General features: G+C 56.4%; 28 protein-coding genes. All 28 read right to left on the reverse strand.

The window, feature by feature from the left end; all coding sequences use genetic code 11:
- Positions 1-91: 91 nt before the first annotated feature.
- A complete protein-coding gene (rplQ, locus tag APH25_RS14100) occupies positions 92-478 on the reverse strand; it encodes a 50S ribosomal protein L17 (RefSeq protein WP_003255451.1) in 387 nt (128 codons plus the stop codon).
- Between the two features lie 42 nt (positions 479-520).
- The gene (rpoA, locus tag APH25_RS14105; RefSeq protein WP_028633078.1) at positions 521-1,522 is read right to left on the reverse strand and encodes a DNA-directed RNA polymerase subunit alpha; all 1,002 of its coding nucleotides are present in this window, start codon (positions 1,520-1,522) and stop codon (positions 521-523) included.
- A 22-nt stretch (positions 1,523-1,544) separates the two neighbouring features.
- Positions 1,545-2,165 carry a 30S ribosomal protein S4 gene (gene rpsD / locus APH25_RS14110; protein ID WP_060482356.1) on the reverse strand — a complete coding sequence of 207 codons (621 nt, stop codon included), beginning with the start codon at positions 2,163-2,165 and terminating at the stop codon, positions 1,545-1,547.
- Between the two features lie 15 nt (positions 2,166-2,180).
- The gene (gene rpsK, locus APH25_RS14115; RefSeq protein ID WP_003255454.1) at positions 2,181-2,570 is read right to left on the reverse strand and encodes a 30S ribosomal protein S11; all 390 of its coding nucleotides are present in this window, start codon (positions 2,568-2,570) and stop codon (positions 2,181-2,183) included.
- 18 nt (positions 2,571-2,588) lie between these two features.
- Complete coding sequence (rpsM, locus tag APH25_RS14120; RefSeq protein ID WP_003257112.1) at positions 2,589-2,945, reverse strand: 30S ribosomal protein S13; 357 nt, start codon at positions 2,943-2,945, stop codon at positions 2,589-2,591.
- 131 nt (positions 2,946-3,076) lie between these two features.
- Positions 3,077-3,193, reverse strand: a complete 117-nt coding sequence (gene rpmJ / locus APH25_RS14125) for a 50S ribosomal protein L36 (protein ID WP_002555468.1) — start codon at positions 3,191-3,193, stop codon at positions 3,077-3,079.
- Positions 3,194-3,221: 28 nt separating this feature from the next.
- Entirely contained in the window at positions 3,222-4,553 is a 1,332-nt protein-coding gene (gene secY, locus APH25_RS14130) for a preprotein translocase subunit SecY (RefSeq protein ID WP_003257108.1), read from the reverse strand.
- Complete coding sequence (rplO, locus tag APH25_RS14135; RefSeq protein ID WP_028633079.1) at positions 4,554-4,988, reverse strand: 50S ribosomal protein L15; 435 nt, start codon at positions 4,986-4,988, stop codon at positions 4,554-4,556. It abuts the gene before it with no gap.
- A 3-nt stretch (positions 4,989-4,991) separates the two neighbouring features.
- On the reverse strand, positions 4,992-5,168 hold the full coding sequence (gene rpmD, locus APH25_RS14140) for a 50S ribosomal protein L30 (protein WP_023535007.1): 177 nt from the start codon (positions 5,166-5,168) through the stop codon (positions 4,992-4,994).
- 2 nt (positions 5,169-5,170) lie between these two features.
- Positions 5,171-5,671, reverse strand: a complete 501-nt coding sequence (gene rpsE / locus APH25_RS14145) for a 30S ribosomal protein S5 (RefSeq protein ID WP_003255465.1) — start codon at positions 5,669-5,671, stop codon at positions 5,171-5,173.
- Between the two features lie 3 nt (positions 5,672-5,674).
- Complete coding sequence (gene rplR / locus APH25_RS14150; protein ID WP_009397496.1) at positions 5,675-6,025, reverse strand: 50S ribosomal protein L18; 351 nt, start codon at positions 6,023-6,025, stop codon at positions 5,675-5,677.
- A 10-nt stretch (positions 6,026-6,035) separates the two neighbouring features.
- Positions 6,036-6,569, reverse strand: coding sequence for a 50S ribosomal protein L6 (gene rplF / locus APH25_RS14155; protein WP_003255469.1), 534 nt, complete (start codon positions 6,567-6,569; stop codon positions 6,036-6,038).
- Between the two features lie 12 nt (positions 6,570-6,581).
- The gene (rpsH, locus tag APH25_RS14160) at positions 6,582-6,974 is read right to left on the reverse strand and encodes a 30S ribosomal protein S8 (RefSeq protein ID WP_008089805.1); all 393 of its coding nucleotides are present in this window, start codon (positions 6,972-6,974) and stop codon (positions 6,582-6,584) included.
- 209 nt (positions 6,975-7,183) lie between these two features.
- Positions 7,184-7,489 (reverse strand): 30S ribosomal protein S14, encoded by a 306-nt coding sequence (gene rpsN / locus APH25_RS14165; protein ID WP_009397499.1) that lies wholly within the window; start codon positions 7,487-7,489, stop codon positions 7,184-7,186.
- A gap of 13 nt (positions 7,490-7,502) precedes the next feature.
- Positions 7,503-8,042: a 50S ribosomal protein L5 gene (rplE, locus tag APH25_RS14170; RefSeq protein WP_003255474.1), complete on the reverse strand. Its 540-nt coding sequence runs from the start codon at positions 8,040-8,042 to the stop codon at positions 7,503-7,505.
- Positions 8,043-8,062: 20 nt separating this feature from the next.
- Entirely contained in the window at positions 8,063-8,377 is a 315-nt protein-coding gene (rplX, locus tag APH25_RS14175) for a 50S ribosomal protein L24 (RefSeq protein ID WP_003255476.1), read from the reverse strand.
- 11 nt (positions 8,378-8,388) lie between these two features.
- The gene (rplN, locus tag APH25_RS14180) at positions 8,389-8,757 is read right to left on the reverse strand and encodes a 50S ribosomal protein L14 (RefSeq protein WP_002555479.1); all 369 of its coding nucleotides are present in this window, start codon (positions 8,755-8,757) and stop codon (positions 8,389-8,391) included.
- A gap of 23 nt (positions 8,758-8,780) precedes the next feature.
- A complete protein-coding gene (gene rpsQ / locus APH25_RS14185) occupies positions 8,781-9,047 on the reverse strand; it encodes a 30S ribosomal protein S17 (RefSeq protein ID WP_060482357.1) in 267 nt (88 codons plus the stop codon).
- Between the two features lie 2 nt (positions 9,048-9,049).
- Positions 9,050-9,241, reverse strand: coding sequence for a 50S ribosomal protein L29 (gene rpmC / locus APH25_RS14190; protein ID WP_002555481.1), 192 nt, complete (start codon positions 9,239-9,241; stop codon positions 9,050-9,052).
- Positions 9,241-9,654: a 50S ribosomal protein L16 gene (gene rplP, locus APH25_RS14195; RefSeq protein ID WP_003255479.1), complete on the reverse strand. Its 414-nt coding sequence runs from the start codon at positions 9,652-9,654 to the stop codon at positions 9,241-9,243. Before rplP ends, rpmC begins: the two co-directional genes overlap by 1 nt.
- A gap of 12 nt (positions 9,655-9,666) precedes the next feature.
- Positions 9,667-10,353 (reverse strand): 30S ribosomal protein S3, encoded by a 687-nt coding sequence (gene rpsC / locus APH25_RS14200; protein WP_023535026.1) that lies wholly within the window; start codon positions 10,351-10,353, stop codon positions 9,667-9,669.
- Between the two features lie 13 nt (positions 10,354-10,366).
- Positions 10,367-10,699, reverse strand: a complete 333-nt coding sequence (gene rplV / locus APH25_RS14205) for a 50S ribosomal protein L22 (protein ID WP_003103908.1) — start codon at positions 10,697-10,699, stop codon at positions 10,367-10,369.
- An 11-nt stretch (positions 10,700-10,710) separates the two neighbouring features.
- On the reverse strand, positions 10,711-10,986 hold the full coding sequence (gene rpsS, locus APH25_RS14210; RefSeq protein WP_010486981.1) for a 30S ribosomal protein S19: 276 nt from the start codon (positions 10,984-10,986) through the stop codon (positions 10,711-10,713).
- A gap of 16 nt (positions 10,987-11,002) precedes the next feature.
- Positions 11,003-11,827, reverse strand: a complete 825-nt coding sequence (gene rplB / locus APH25_RS14215; protein WP_027915105.1) for a 50S ribosomal protein L2 — start codon at positions 11,825-11,827, stop codon at positions 11,003-11,005.
- Positions 11,828-11,841: 14 nt separating this feature from the next.
- Positions 11,842-12,141 carry a 50S ribosomal protein L23 gene (rplW, locus tag APH25_RS14220; RefSeq protein WP_003255484.1) on the reverse strand — a complete coding sequence of 100 codons (300 nt, stop codon included), beginning with the start codon at positions 12,139-12,141 and terminating at the stop codon, positions 11,842-11,844.
- Positions 12,138-12,740, reverse strand: coding sequence for a 50S ribosomal protein L4 (gene rplD, locus APH25_RS14225; protein WP_060482358.1), 603 nt, complete (start codon positions 12,738-12,740; stop codon positions 12,138-12,140). The genes rplW and rplD overlap by 4 nt, the downstream gene beginning before the upstream one ends.
- 12 nt (positions 12,741-12,752) lie before the next feature.
- Positions 12,753-13,388, reverse strand: coding sequence for a 50S ribosomal protein L3 (gene rplC, locus APH25_RS14230; protein ID WP_028633080.1), 636 nt, complete (start codon positions 13,386-13,388; stop codon positions 12,753-12,755).
- Between the two features lie 80 nt (positions 13,389-13,468).
- Positions 13,469-13,780 (reverse strand): 30S ribosomal protein S10, encoded by a 312-nt coding sequence (gene rpsJ, locus APH25_RS14235; protein WP_003186070.1) that lies wholly within the window; start codon positions 13,778-13,780, stop codon positions 13,469-13,471.
- Positions 13,781-13,943 lie beyond the last annotated feature (163 nt).

Here is a 13,943-nt window from a genome sequence, read left to right on the forward strand (position 1 = left end):
ATTACCTGATTCATATCAATAGAAAAAGACAATTTTAGCGAGCACAAAAAACCGGGCACTAGGCCCGGTTTCTTGTAGCAGACAGAACGTCTTACTCGGCAGCTTCTACAGCACCACCGACCGGACGATCAACCAGCTCGACGTACGCCATAGGCGCGTTGTCGCCAGCGCGGAAACCGCACTTCAGGATGCGCAGGTAGCCGCCCTGACGGGTGGCGTAGCGCTTGCCCAGATCGTTGAACAGTTTGCCAACAGCGGACTTCGAACGGGTACGGTCGAAGGCCAGACGACGGTTAGCAACGCTGTCTTCCTTGGCCAGGGTGATCAGCGGCTCGGCAACGCGACGCAGTTCCTTGGCTTTCGGCAGGGTGGTTTTGATCAGCTCGTGCTCGATCAGCGACACTGCCATGTTCTGGAACATAGCCTTGCGGTGAGAGCTGGTACGGCTCAGGTGACGTCCACTTTTACGATGACGCATGATTCATTCCTTACCAAACACTACGTTCGGTGATTACGACGATCAGGCGGTCGCCTTGTCGTCTTTCTTAAGACTTGCAGGCGGCCAGTTGTCGAGGCGCATGCCGAGAGACAGACCACGAGAGGCCAGGACGTCCTTGATTTCGGTCAGGGACTTCTTGCCGAGGTTAGGAGTTTTCAACAGCTCTACTTCGGTACGCTGAATCAGGTCGCCGATGTAGTAGATGTTCTCCGCCTTCAGGCAGTTGGCCGAACGTACAGTCAGTTCCAGGTCGTCAACCGGACGCAGCAGGATCGGATCGATCTCGTCTTCCTGCTCGACTACGACAGGCTCGCTGTCACCCTTGAGGTCGACGAACGCGGCCAGCTGCTGTTGCAGGATGGTCGCAGCGCGGCGGATAGCCTCTTCAGGATCCAGGGTGCCGTTGGTTTCCAGATCAATGACCAGCTTGTCCAGGTTGGTACGCTGTTCAACACGGGCGTTCTCGACCACATAGGCGATACGACGCACCGGGCTGAAGGAGGCGTCCAACTGCAGACGGCCAATGCTACGGCTTTCGTCTTCGTCGGTCTGACGGGAGTCGGCCGGCTCGTAACCGCGACCACGAGCTACAGTGAGCTTCATGTTCAGGGCGCCATTAGACGCCAGGTTCGCGATTACGTGATCGGGGTTGACGATCTCGACATCGTGATCCAGCTGAATATCGGCAGCGGTAACCACCCCCGAACCCTTTTTCGACAAGGTCAGCGTAACTTCGTCACGACCGTGCAGTTTGAGAGCCAGGCCTTTCAGGTTCAACAGGATTTCAATGACATCTTCCTGTACACCTTCGATCGCGGAGTACTCATGGAGTACGCCATCGATCTCGGCCTCGACTACTGCACAGCCAGGCATGGAGGACAACAGGATGCGGCGCAGCGCGTTGCCCAGGGTATGGCCGAAGCCACGCTCGAGAGGCTCGAGCGTGATCTTGGCGCGGGTCGGACTGACTACCTGCACATCAATATGGCGGGGAGTCAGGAACTCATTTACCGAAATCTGCATGGATGCACCTATTTTCTAGCCCTTACTTGGAGTAGAGCTCGACAATCAGGTTTTCGTTGATGTCGGCAGACAGGTCGCTGCGAGCAGGAACGTTCTTGAAAACGCCCGACTTTTTAGCAGCATCCACATCAACCCACTCAACGCGGCCACGCTGGGCGCACAGTTCAAGGGCTTGAACAATGCGCAGCTGGTTCAGCGACTTCTCACGAACCGCGACCACGTCACCCGGACGAACTTGGTAGGATGGAATGTTTACAGTTTTACCGTTGACGCTGATCGCTTTGTGCGAAACCAGCTGACGGGACTCGGAACGAGTCGAGCCGAAGCCCATACGGTAAACGACGTTATCCAGGCGGCACTCGAGCAGTTGCAGCAGGTTCTCACCGGTTGCGCCTTTTTTCGAGGCTGCAACCTGGTAGTAACCGCGGAACTGACGCTCCAGTACACCGTAGATACGACGAACTTTCTGTTTCTCGCGCAGCTGGGTACCGTAGTCGGACTGACGGCCACGGCGCTGGCCGTGGATACCTGGGGCTGCTTCGATGTTGCACTTCGATTCCAGAGCGCGAACGCCGCTCTTCAGGAAAAGGTCAGTGCCTTCACGGCGAGACAGTTTGCATTTTGGACCAATGTAACGTGCCATTTATCTGTCTCCTGATTACACGCGACGCTTCTTCGGCGGACGGCACCCGTTATGCGGGATTGGCGTCACGTCGGTGATGCTGGCGATCTTGTAGCCGCAGCTGTTCAATGCACGAACGGCGGACTCACGACCTGGACCTGGACCCTTGACGTTAACGTCGAGGTTCTTCAGACCGTATTCCAGCGCAGCTTGACCAGCACGCTCGGCAGCAATCTGAGCTGCGAACGGGGTGGATTTGCGCGAACCACGGAAACCCGAACCACCGGAGGTCGCCCAGGACAAAGCATTGCCCTGACGGTCGGTGATGGTCACGATGGTGTTGTTGAAAGACGCATGGATGTGGGCGATGCCATCAACCACTGTCTTTTTGACTTTCTTACGAGGACGAGCAGCAGGTTTTGCCATGTCTATATTCCTGGGCGATTACTTGCGGATCGGCTTACGCGGGCCCTTACGGGTGCGTGCGTTGGTCTTGGTGCGCTGACCGCGAACCGGCAGACCTTTACGATGACGCAGGCCGCGGTAGCAACCCAGGTCCATCAAGCGCTTGATCTTCATGTTGATGTCACGACGCAGGTCACCTTCGGTGGTGAACTTCGCAACTTCGCCACGCAGGGTTTCGATTTGCTCGTCGCTCAGATCCTTGATCTTTGCGGCTGGGTTTACGCCAGCGTCTGCACAGATTTTCTGTGCAGTGGTGCGACCAACACCATAGATGTAGGTCAGCGAGATAACAGCATGCTTGTTATCTGGAATGTTAACGCCTGCAATACGGGCCATTCAGTGGGACTCCAATTGACAGCTACCTACGCCCCGGAAGCCAAGAAATAGGGCGCGAGATAATATCGCTGTAGAAACGAATAATCAACCCAGCAGCACACTAGCTGCTGGGTTTGAAGCACAGGTCACACTCAGCCTTGGCGCTGTTTGTGACGCGGTTCTGCGCTGCAGATCACTCGTACGACGCCTTCGCGACGGATGATCTTGCAGTTGCGGCACAGCTTTTTCACCGATGCACGAACTTTCATTACCGACTCCTCGAACCTTAGGGGCGTATCAGCGCAGCAAACCGCTGCCACCGTAGCCTTTCAGGTTGGCTTTCTTCATCAGGGATTCGTACTGGTGCGAAACGAGGTGCGATTGTACTTGGGACATGAAGTCCATCACAACCACTACCACAATCAGCAACGAGGTCCCGCCAAGGTAGAACGGCACATTTGCTGCCACCACCAGGAACTGGGGCAGAAGGCAGACGGCCATCATGTAAAGAGCACCGAACATGGTCAAACGGGTCAGAACGCCATCAATGTAGCGCGCCGACTGCTCACCAGGACGGATACCCGGAATAAAGGCACCGGACTTCTTCAGGTTTTCCGCTACGTCTTTCGGGTTGAACATCAGCGCTGTGTAGAAGAAGCAGAAGAAAATGATCCCTGCACTAAACAGCAAAATGTTCAACGGCTGACCAGGTGCGATCGACTGCGAGATGTCCTGCAGCCAGCCCATACCTTCGGACTGACCGAACCAGGCACCCAGCGAAGCCGGGAACAGCAGAATGCTGCTCGCGAAGATGGCCGGGATAACCCCCGCCATGTTCACTTTCAGCGGCAAGTGGCTGGTCTGCGCAGCGAAGACCTTGCGGCCCTGCTGACGCTTGGCGTAATGAACGGCGATGCGCCGCTGACCACGCTCAATGAACACCACAAAACCGATAATCGCTACTGCCAGCAAACCGATAGCGACCAGGGCGAAGATGTTGATATCGCCTGTGCGCGCAGACTCGAAAGACTGCCCGATTGCTCTCGGAAGACCGGCAACGATACCTGCGAAGATCAACATCGAGATACCGTTGCCCACACCGCGCTCGGTGATCTGTTCGCCCAGCCACATCATGAACATCGCGCCCGCCACAAACGTGGAGACGGCGACGACATGGAAGCCCAGGCCTACAGAAAACGCCACGCCCTGGTTGGCCAGGCCAATGGACATGCCAATGGCTTGTACCAGCGCCAGGATAACGGTGCCGTAGCGGGTGTACTGGCTGATCTTGCGACGGCCAGCTTCACCTTCCTTCTTCAACTGCTCCAGTTGCGGGCTGACCGCGGTCATCAGCTGCATGATGATCGATGCCGAAATGTACGGCATGATCCCCAGTGCAAAGATGCTCATGCGCTCGAGCGCGCCACCGGAAAACATGTTGAACAAGCTAAGAATGGTCCCCTCATTCTGCCGAAACAGATCCGCCAGCCGGTCTGGATTGATGCCAGGAACCGGGATATGCGCACCTATCCGATAGACGATGATCGCCATGAACAGAAAGCGCAGACGAGCCCAGAGTTCCGACATCCCGCCCTTACCGAGCGAAGAGAGAGCACCTTGCTTAGCCATTTATTCCTCGAACTTGCCGCCAGCTGCTTCGATAGCCGCACGCGCACCCTTGGTGGCTGCGATGCCCTTGATGGTAACTGCGCGAGTGACTTCGCCAGACAGCATGATTTTCACACGCTGAACGTTCTGGCCGATCACGTTGGCATCCTTCAGGGACTGCACGGAAACCACGTCGCCTTCCACCTTGGCCAGCTCGGACAGACGCACTTCTGCGCGGTCCATGGCTTTCAGGGAAACGAAGCCGAACTTCGGCAGACGACGGTGCAGCGGCTGTTGACCGCCTTCGAAGCCCGGAGCGATGGTGCCACCGGAACGGGAGGTCTGACCTTTGTGACCACGGCCACCAGTCTTGCCCAAACCGCTACCGATACCACGACCCGGACGATGCTTCTCGCGACGGGAACCCGGCGCTGGACTCAGATCATTGAGTTTCATCGATTAACCCTCGACCTTCAGCATGTAGTAAGCCTTGTTGATCATCCCGCGGTTCTCGGGAGTATCCTGGACTTCTACAGTGTGACCGATGCGACGCAGGCCCAGGCCTTTAACACACAGGATGTGGTTAGGCAGGCGGCCGGCGGTGCTCTTGATCAGCGTTACTTTTACGGTTGCCATGATCAGAAGATCTCCTCGACGCTCTTGCCGCGCTTGGCAGCAATGGATTCAGGAGATTGCATGGCTTTCAGACCCTTGAAGGTGGCGTAAACCACGTTCACTGGGTTGGTCGAACCGTAGCACTTGGCCAGAACGTTCTGAACACCAGCAACTTCCAGGACAGCACGCATTGCGCCACCGGCGATGATACCGGTACCTTCCGAAGCAGGCTGCATGTAAACCTTCGAGGCGCCGTGGGCAGCCTTGGTGGCGTACTGCAGGGTGGTGCCCTTCAGGTCAACCTGGATCATGTTGCGGCGAGCAGCTTCCATGGCTTTCTGGATCGCAGCAGGTACTTCGCGCGATTTGCCACGGCCGAAGCCAACACGACCTTTACCATCACCTACCACGGTCAGCGCGGTGAAGGTGAAGATACGGCCGCCTTTTACGGTTTTGGCAACGCGGTTAACTTGAACCAGCTTCTCGATGTAGCCTTCGTCGCGCTTTTGATCGTTATTTGCCATAACTTAGAACTCCAGCCCGCCTTCACGAGCAGCATCAGCCAGCGCTTTGACGCGGCCATGGTACTTGAAGCCGGAACGGTCAAAGGCAACTTGAGATACACCGGCGGCTTTCGCGCGCTCAGCTACCAGCTTGCCAACCTTAGTGGCCGCGTCGATGTTGCCAGTGGCGCCATCACGCAGTTCTTTGTCCAAGGTCGAGGCACTTGCCAGAACCTTGCTGCCGTCGGCCGAAATGACCTGGGCATAGATGTGCTGCGAGGAGCGGAACACGCACAGGCGCACGACTTCGAGTTCGTGCATCTTGAGGCGTGCTTTGCGAGCGCGACGCAGTCGAGTAACTTTTTTGTCGGTCATTTGCTAGGCCCTACTTCTTCTTGGCTTCTTTACGACGGACTACTTCGTCCGCGTAACGCACACCTTTACCTTTGTAAGGCTCTGGCGGACGGAAATCGCGGATTTCAGCGGCCACCTGACCCACCAGCTGCTTGTCGATACCCTTGATCAGGATGTCGGTCTGGCTTGGGGTTTCAGCGGTGATACCGGCTGGCAGTTCGTAGTCCACTGGATGCGAGAAGCCCAGAGCCAAGTTCAGGACGGTGCCCTTTGCCTGTGCCTTGTAACCAACACCGACCAGCTGGAGCTTGCGCTCGAAGCCTTGGCTTACGCCTTGGACCATGTTGTTCACCAGAGCGCGGGTGGTACCGGCCATGGCGCGAGCTTGCTGATCACCGTTGCGAGCGACGAAACGCAGCTCGCCAGACTCTTCGGTAACTTCAACAGACGAGTGAACGTTCAGTTCGAGAGTGCCTTTGGCACCCTTCACCGAAAGCTGCTGGCCGGCGAATTTGACTTCGACGCCTGATGGCAGCTTAACGGGGTTCTTAGCGACGCGAGACATGCCTATCTCCCCTTAGAACACTGTGCACAGAACTTCGCCGCCGACACCGGCAGCGCGCGCAGCGCGATCAGTCATCACACCTTTGTTGGTGGAGACGATAGACACGCCCAAACCGCCACGTACTTTCGGCAGGTCTGTGACGGACTTGTACTGGCGCAGGCCTGGACGGCTGGAGCGCTTCAGTTCCTCGATGACCGGACGGCCTTCGAAGTACTTCAGTTCGATCGACAAGGAAGGCTTGGCCTCACCAGTTACCTGGTAGCCGGCGATGTAACCTTCGTCCTTCAGAACTTTGGCAACCGCGACCTTCAGGGTAGAAGAAGGCATGCTTACGACGGACTTTTCAGCCATCTGGGCATTACGGATGCGAGTTAGCATGTCCGCTAACGGGTCCTGCATACTCATGGGCTAGATGCTCCTGATACAAGAATTATTAGCCTTGCGGCTATCACAACCACCTGAGCAGGCAGGGCAAAGTACCCAGGCCCAGGTGAGCCGGTCATTCTAGACACAACGCAGAAACGAAACAAGCCCCATAGAGGGGCTTGTTTGTGGGCGAGGTCACCGGCGGTCGGAAGATTGCTCCCCTTCCACCGGGATCACACCAGCAGTGCTTACCAGGAGGCCTTGACCAGACCCGGTACGTCACCACGCATTGCAGCTTGACGCAGCATGTTACGGCCCAGGCCGAACTTACGGTATACACCGTGAGGACGACCGGTCAGGCGGCAACGGTTGCGCAGGCGTGCAGCGCTGGCATCACGCGGTTGCTTCTGCAGCGCGACAACGGCAGCGAAACGTTCTTCAGGAGAAGCGTTCAGGTTGACGATGGTCGCTTTCAGCTCGGCACGCTTTTTAGCGTACTTGGCTACCGTGAGCTGACGCTTCAGCTCGCGGTTTTTCATGCTCTTCTTGGCCATTTTCCTACTCCAATCAGTTGCGGAACGGGAACTTGAAAGCACGCAGCAGAGCGCGGCCTTCGTCGTCCGAACGAGCAGTGGTGGTCAGGGTGATGTCCAAACCGCGCAGAGCATCGATCTTGTCGTAATCGATTTCCGGGAAGATGATCTGCTCTTTCACACCCATGCTGTAGTTGCCACGGCCATCGAAGGACTTGGCATTCAGGCCGCGGAAGTCGCGAACCCGAGGCAGGGAGATCGCCAGCAGGCGGTCCAGGAATTCGTACATCTTGTCGCTACGCAGGGTCACCTTGACACCGATCGGCCAGCCTTCGCGGACTTTGAAGCCAGCGATGGATTTGCGAGCGAAGGTCACAACCGGCTTTTGACCGGTGATCTTTTCCAGGTCGGCAACAGCGTGCTCGATGACTTTCTTGTCACCGATGGCTTCGCCCAGACCCATGTTCAGGGTGATTTTGGTAACGCGCGGAACTTCCATCACGTTCGACAGCTTAAGTTCTTCCTTAAGCTTAGGAGCGATTTCGTTCCGGTAAATCTCTTTCAGTCGTGCCATGGTCTTCTACCTAGCAGTGTTCAAGCATCAACCGCTTTTTGGGTCGACTTGAAGACACGAATTTTCTTACCGTCTTCTACTTTGAAACCAACGCGGTCAGCCTTGTTGGTTTCACCGTTGAAGATGGCAACGTTGGAAGCGTGCAGAGGCGCTTCTTTCTCGACGATACCGCCCTGAACGCCCGCCATCGGGTTAGGCTTGGTATGACGCTTGACCAGGTTCACGCCACCGATGACCAGACGGTCGTCAGCGAGAACCTTCAGCACCTTACCGCGCTTACCTTTGTCTTTGCCGGCGATCACGATGATCTCGTCGTCACGACGAATCTTTTGCATGTCGGATCTCCTTACAGCACTTCAGGGGCGAGCGAGACGATCTTCATGAACTTCTCGGTACGAAGTTCACGGGTCACTGGCCCGAAGATGCGAGTGCCGATCGGCTCTTGCTTGTTGTTCAGCAGAACAGCAGCGTTGCCGTCGAAACGAATGATGGAACCGTCGGCGCGACGAACACCGTGACGGGTGCGCACAACAACAGCGGTCATCACCTGGCCTTTTTTGACCTTACCGCGCGGAATCGCTTCCTTGACGGTAACTTTGATGATGTCACCGATGCCGGCGTAACGACGGTGCGAACCGCCGAGCACCTTGATGCACATGACGCGACGAGCGCCGCTGTTATCGGCCACATCGAGCATGGATTGAGTCTGAATCATAAAATTTCTCCGACCCCTAGCCCTTAGACTTCAACAGCGCGTTCGAGGACTTCAACCAGTGCCCAGGACTTGGTCTTGGCCAGCGGACGGGTTTCGGTAATGGAAACCTTGTCGCCGATTTTGCACTGGTTGGTTTCGTCGTGCGCGTGCAGCTTAGTCGAACGCTTAACGTATTTACCGTAGATCGGGTGCTTGACGCGACGCTCGATCAGAACGGTGATGGTCTTGTCCATTTTGTCGCTGACGACACGGCCAGTCAGCGTACGGACGTTTTTTTCAGCTTCAGCCATGATCACTTACCTGCCTGCTGGTTGAGCACAGTTTTCACGCGAGCGATGTCACGCTTAACTTGCGAGAGCAGGTGCGACTGCCCCAACTGGCCAGTTGCTTTCTGCATGCGCAGATTGAACTGGTCGCGCAGCAAGCCGAGCAGTTGCTCGTTCAGCTGCTGTGCCGATTTTTCACGAAGTTCATTCGCTTTCATCACATCACCGTCCGCTTAACAAAGGAGGTGGCGAGAGGCAGCTTTGCAGCAGCCAGGGCGAAAGCTTCGCGCGCCAGCTCTTCAGAAACACCCTCGATCTCGTACAGGACTTTACCTGGCTGGATCTGGGCAACCCAGTACTCCACGGAACCCTTACCTTTACCCATACGAACCTCAAGAGGCTTTTTGGAGATCGGCTTGTCCGGGAACACACGGATCCAGATCTTGCCGCCACGTTTTACGTGACGGGTCAGCGCACGACGTGCGGACTCGATCTGGCGAGCGGTGAGGCGACCGCGAGCAACAGCTTTCAGGGCGAATTCGCCGAAGCTGACTTTGCTACCGCGCAGTGCCAGACCACGGTTGTGGCCAGTCATCTGCTTGCGGAATTTTGTACGCTTTGGTTGCAACATTTGGCGTACCCCTTACTTAGCAGCTTTTTTACGAGGCGCTGGTGCTTGTGGTTTCAGTTCTTCTTGGCGACCACCAATTACTTCGCCTTTGAAGATCCAAACCTTCACACCGATCACACCGTAAGTGGTGTGAGCTTCGTAGGTGTTGTAGTCGATATCGGCACGCAGGGTGTGCAGGGGCACACGACCTTCGCGATACCACTCGGTACGAGCAATCTCAGCGCCGCCGAGACGACCGCTCACCTGGATCTTGATGCCCTTGGCACCAATACGCATGGCGTTCTGCACGGCGCGCTTCATGGCGCGACGGAACATTACGCGGCGTTCCAGCTGCTGAGCTACGCTTTGCGCAACCAGCATGGCGTCGAGTTCCGGCTTGCGGATCTCTTCGATGTTGATGTGCACAGGCACACCCATCTGCTTGGTCAGGTCCTGACGCAGCTTCTCGACATCCTCACCCTTCTTGCCGATAACGATACCGGGACGAGCGGTGTGGATGGTGATGCGTGCAGTTTGAGCCGGACGATGAATATCGATACGGCTTACGGACGCGCTTTTTAGTTTGTCGTGGAGGTACTCACGCGTTTTCAGATCCTTCAACAGGTAATCTGCGTAAGTAGCACCGTCTGCGTACCAGACGGAGGTGTGCTCCTTGACGATTCCCAGGCGAATGCCAGTGGGATGTACTTTCTGACCCATCTGATCGACTCCGTTACTTGTCCGCAACCTTGACAGTGATATGGCAAGACCGCTTGACGATGCGATCAGCACGGCCTTTGGCACGTGGCATGATGCGCTTCAGCGAACGCCCTTCGTTGACGAAAACGGTGGAGACCTTCAGGTCATCAACGTCTGCGCCTTCGTTGTGTTCGGCGTTGGCTACGGCCGACTCGAGGACTTTCTTCATGATTTCAGCGGCTTTTTTGCTGCTGAAGGCCAACAGGTTGAGCGCTTCGCCCACCTTCTTCCCGCGGATCTGGTCGGCGACCAAGCGGGCTTTCTGGGCGGAGATGCGAGCGCCCGACAACTTAGCGGCTACTTCCATTTCCTTACCCCTTAACGCTTGGCTTTCTTGTCAGCCACGTGCCCGCGGTAGGTGCGGGTACCGGCGAACTCGCCCAGTTTGTGGCCGACCATGTCTTCGTTCACCAGAACGGGGACGTGTTGACGACCGTTGTGTACGGCGATGGTCAGACCGACCATTTGTGGCAGGATCATCGAACGGCGCGACCAGGTTTTAACTGGCTTGCGATCGTTCTTCTCCACCGCCACTTCGATCTTCTTCAAGAGGTGAAGATCGATAAAAGGACCTTTTTTCAGAGAACGTGGCACTGTCGTATCCCTCTAGTTACTTGCGACGACGGACGATCATGTTGTCGGTACGCTTATTACCACGGGTTTTAGCACCCTTGGTTGGGAAGCCCCATGGCGATACCGGATGACGACCACCGGAGGTACGACCTTCACCACCACCATGTGGGTGGTCAACCGGGTTCATGGCAACACCACGAACGGTTGGGCGAACGCCGCGCCAGCGTTTGGCACCAGCTTTACCCAGCGAACGCAGGCTGTGCTCGGAGTTCGAGACTTCGCCCAGGGTCGCACGGCACTCAGCCAGGACTTTACGCATTTCACCAGAGCGCAGACGCAGGGTCACGTAGACACCTTCGCGAGCGATCAGCTGAGCCGAGGCACCAGCGGAACGAGCGATCTGTGCACCTTTACCCGGCTTCAGTTCGATGCCGTGAATGGTGCTACCTACTGGAATGTTGCGCAGCTGCAGGGAGTTACCGGCCTTGATTGGGGCCAGTGCACCTGCGATCAGCTGGTCGCCAGCGCTCACGCCTTTAGGGGCGATGATGTAGCGACGCTCACCGTCTGCGTAGCACAGCAGGGCGATGTGAGCAGTACGGTTTGGATCGTATTCGATACGCTCGACAGTGGCGGGGATGCCATCTTTGTCGTTGCGACGGAAGTCGACCAGACGGTAATGCTGCTTATGACCACCACCTACGTGACGCGTGGTAATACGGCCATTGTTGTTACGACCACCAGACTTCGATTTCTTCTCGAGCAGCGGTGCGTGAGGAGCGCCTTTGTGCAGCTCCTTGTTGACCACCTTGACCACGAAACGGCGGCCAGGGGAAGTCGGTTTGCATTTAACGATTGCCATGATGCACCCCTTCCTTACTCAGCACTGCTGCTGAAATCGAGATCTTGGCCTGGCTGAAGGGAGACGATCGCCTTCTTCCAGTCATTACGCTTGCCCAGACCACGTGCGGTACGCTTGGTTTTACCCAGAACGTTAACAGTCGACACGTTTTCAACTTTTACGTTGAACAGGCCTTCGACAGCTTTCTTGATTTCCAGCTTGGTTGCATCGGTAGCAACCTTGAATACGAACTGGCCTTTTTTCTCAGCCAGAACGGTAGCCTTCTCGGAAACGTGCGGGCCAAGGAGGACTTTAAATACGCGTTCCTGGTTCATCCCAGCAGCTCCTCGAATTTCTTCACGGCCGAGACAGTGATCAACACTTTCTCGTATGCGATCAGACTGACCGGGTCGGAACCTTGTACGTCACGTACATCGACGTGCGGCAGGTTACGAGCAGCCAGGTACAGGTTCTGATCAACAGCGTCGGAAACGATCAACACATCGCTCAGACCCATGCCGTTCAGCTTGTTCAGCAGATCTTTGGTTTTCGGTGCTTCAACAGCGAAGTCCTGAACCACGACCAGACGGTCGCTACGCACCAGCTCAGCGAGGATGGAGCGCAGGGCAGCGCGATACATCTTCTTGTTGAGCTTCTGCGAGTGATCTTGAGGGCGAGCTGCGAAGGTAACACCACCGCCACGCCAGATCGGACCACGAGTGGTACCAGCACGAGCACGGCCAGTACCCTTCTGACGCCATGGGCGCTTACCGCCACCAGCCACGTCGGAACGGGTCTTTTGCTGCTTGGTGCCCTGACGGCCGCCGGCCATGTAGGCCACGACTGCTTGGTGTACCAGCGTCTCGTTGAATTCGCCACCGTAAGTCAGTTCGGAAACTTCGATCGCCTGAGCGTCATTTACATTAAGTTGCATGTCAGTTTCCCCTTAACCGCGAGCCTTGACAGCTGGACGTACAACCACGTCGCCGCCAGTAGCGCCTGGAACGGCACCTTTGACGAGCAGCAGGTTGCGCTCAGCGTCTACGCGAACAACTTCCAGGGACTGCACAGTCACGCGCTCGGCGCCCATGTGACCGGACATTTTCTTGCCCTTGAACACACGACCAGGAGTCTGGCACTGGCCGATGGAACCTGGGACACGGTGCGACACGGAGTTACCGTGGGTGTTGTCCTGGCCACGGAAGTTCCAGCGCTTGATGGTACCGGCGAAGCCTTTACCTTTGGACTGACCAGTAACGTCTACCAGCTGGCCTGCAGCGAAGAGTTCAGCTTTGATCAGATCGCCAGCCTGGAAATCGCCTTCTTCAAGACGGAACTCCCAAACACCGCGACCAGCGGCAACGTTGGCCTTGGCGAAGTGGCCTGCCTGAGCGGCAGTCACACGCGAAGCACGACGCTCGCCGACAGTGACTTGCACTGCACGGTAGCCATCGGTTTCTTCAGTTTTGAACTGGGTGACACGATTCGGCTCGATCTCGATGACCGTGACCGGAATGGAGACACCTTCTTCGGTGAAAATGCGGGTCATACCGCACTTGCGACCGATTACACCAATAGTCATGTTGTAAACCTCATGAGTGTACGGGGCTTTCACCCGCTATGGCCGCCCATTTCAGAGCGTTACACGACTAGACCGAAGTCTTAGCCGAGGCTGATCTGTACTTCCACACCTGCCGCCAGATCAAGCTTCATCAGCGCATCAACGGTTTTATCCGTTGGCTGGACGATGTCCAGAACACGCTTATGAGTGCGAATCTCGTACTGGTCACGCGCGTCTTTGTTGACGTGCGGGGAGACCAGAACGGTGAAACGCTCTTTGCGGGTAGGCAGTGGAATTGGACCACGCACTTGTGCACCAGTACGTTTCGCGGTTTCCACGATTTCCTGGGTGGATTGGTCGATCAGGCGATGGTCGAAAGCCTTCAACCTGATTCGGATTTGCTGATTTTGCATTGGATTTCAGACTCCAGGCTGTTCCCAACGGACGCACTACGCCCGCTAAAAGGAGGCGTGATTCTATAGACGCCCCCAATTAGTGTCAACCCAATAAAAAAAACCCCCGCTGAGCGGGGGTTTTTTCAATCGGTCGAGTGATTACTCGATGATTTTGGCCACA

This window comes from Pseudomonas sp. NBRC 111119, from assembly GCF_001320125.1.
GTDB classification, from domain to species: Bacteria; Pseudomonadota; Gammaproteobacteria; order Pseudomonadales; family Pseudomonadaceae; genus Aquipseudomonas; species Aquipseudomonas parafulva.

What these genes read in the sequence shown, in the direction of transcription:
- rplQ (WP_003255451.1), bottom strand. Translation starts at nt 478, where the DNA reads ATGCGTCATCGTAAAAGTGGACGTCACCTGAGCCGTACCAGCTCTCAC.
- rpoA (WP_028633078.1), bottom strand. Translation starts at nt 1,522, where the DNA reads ATGCAGATTTCGGTAAATGAGTTCCTGACTCCCCGCCATATTGATGTG.
- rpsD (WP_060482356.1), bottom strand. Translation starts at nt 2,165, where the DNA reads ATGGCACGTTACATTGGTCCAAAATGCAAACTGTCTCGCCGTGAAGGC.
- rpsK (WP_003255454.1), bottom strand. Translation starts at nt 2,570, where the DNA reads ATGGCAAAACCTGCTGCTCGTCCTCGTAAGAAAGTCAAAAAGACAGTG.
- rpsM (WP_003257112.1), bottom strand. Translation starts at nt 2,945, where the DNA reads ATGGCCCGTATTGCAGGCGTTAACATTCCAGATAACAAGCATGCTGTT.
- rpmJ (WP_002555468.1), bottom strand. Translation starts at nt 3,193, where the DNA reads ATGAAAGTTCGTGCATCGGTGAAAAAGCTGTGCCGCAACTGCAAGATC.
- secY (WP_003257108.1), bottom strand. Translation starts at nt 4,553, where the DNA reads ATGGCTAAGCAAGGTGCTCTCTCTTCGCTCGGTAAGGGCGGGATGTCG.
- rplO (WP_028633079.1), bottom strand. Translation starts at nt 4,988, where the DNA reads ATGAAACTCAATGATCTGAGTCCAGCGCCGGGTTCCCGTCGCGAGAAG.
- rpmD (WP_023535007.1), bottom strand. Translation starts at nt 5,168, where the DNA reads ATGGCAACCGTAAAAGTAACGCTGATCAAGAGCACCGCCGGCCGCCTG.
- rpsE (WP_003255465.1), bottom strand. Translation starts at nt 5,671, where the DNA reads ATGGCAAATAACGATCAAAAGCGCGACGAAGGCTACATCGAGAAGCTG.
- rplR (WP_009397496.1), bottom strand. Translation starts at nt 6,025, where the DNA reads ATGACCGACAAAAAAGTTACTCGACTGCGTCGCGCTCGCAAAGCACGC.
- rplF (WP_003255469.1), bottom strand. Translation starts at nt 6,569, where the DNA reads ATGTCTCGCGTCGCTAAGAACCCCGTTAAGCTGCCATCAGGCGTCGAA.
- rpsH (WP_008089805.1), bottom strand. Translation starts at nt 6,974, where the DNA reads ATGAGTATGCAGGACCCGTTAGCGGACATGCTAACTCGCATCCGTAAT.
- rpsN (WP_009397499.1), bottom strand. Translation starts at nt 7,489, where the DNA reads ATGGCCAAGAAGAGCATGAAAAACCGCGAGCTGAAGCGTCAGCTCACG.
- rplE (WP_003255474.1), bottom strand. Translation starts at nt 8,042, where the DNA reads ATGGCACGACTGAAAGAGATTTACCGGAACGAAATCGCTCCTAAGCTT.
- rplX (WP_003255476.1), bottom strand. Translation starts at nt 8,377, where the DNA reads ATGCAAAAGATTCGTCGTGACGACGAGATCATCGTGATCGCCGGCAAA.
- rplN (WP_002555479.1), bottom strand. Translation starts at nt 8,757, where the DNA reads ATGATTCAGACTCAATCCATGCTCGATGTGGCCGATAACAGCGGCGCT.
- rpsQ (WP_060482357.1), bottom strand. Translation starts at nt 9,047, where the DNA reads ATGGCTGAAGCTGAAAAAAACGTCCGTACGCTGACTGGCCGTGTCGTC.
- rpmC (WP_002555481.1), bottom strand. Translation starts at nt 9,241, where the DNA reads ATGAAAGCGAATGAACTTCGTGAAAAATCGGCACAGCAGCTGAACGAG.
- rplP (WP_003255479.1), bottom strand. Translation starts at nt 9,654, where the DNA reads ATGTTGCAACCAAAGCGTACAAAATTCCGCAAGCAGATGACTGGCCAC.
- rpsC (WP_023535026.1), bottom strand. Translation starts at nt 10,353, where the DNA reads ATGGGTCAGAAAGTACATCCCACTGGCATTCGCCTGGGAATCGTCAAG.
- rplV (WP_003103908.1), bottom strand. Translation starts at nt 10,699, where the DNA reads ATGGAAGTAGCCGCTAAGTTGTCGGGCGCTCGCATCTCCGCCCAGAAA.
- rplB (WP_027915105.1), bottom strand. Translation starts at nt 11,827, where the DNA reads ATGGCAATCGTTAAATGCAAACCGACTTCCCCTGGCCGCCGTTTCGTG.
- rplW (WP_003255484.1), bottom strand. Translation starts at nt 12,141, where the DNA reads ATGAACCAGGAACGCGTATTTAAAGTCCTCCTTGGCCCGCACGTTTCC.
- rplD (WP_060482358.1), bottom strand. Translation starts at nt 12,740, where the DNA reads ATGCAACTTAATGTAAATGACGCTCAGGCGATCGAAGTTTCCGAACTG.
- rplC (WP_028633080.1), bottom strand. Translation starts at nt 13,388, where the DNA reads ATGACTATTGGTGTAATCGGTCGCAAGTGCGGTATGACCCGCATTTTC.
- rpsJ (WP_003186070.1), bottom strand. Translation starts at nt 13,780, where the DNA reads ATGCAAAATCAGCAAATCCGAATCAGGTTGAAGGCTTTCGACCATCGC.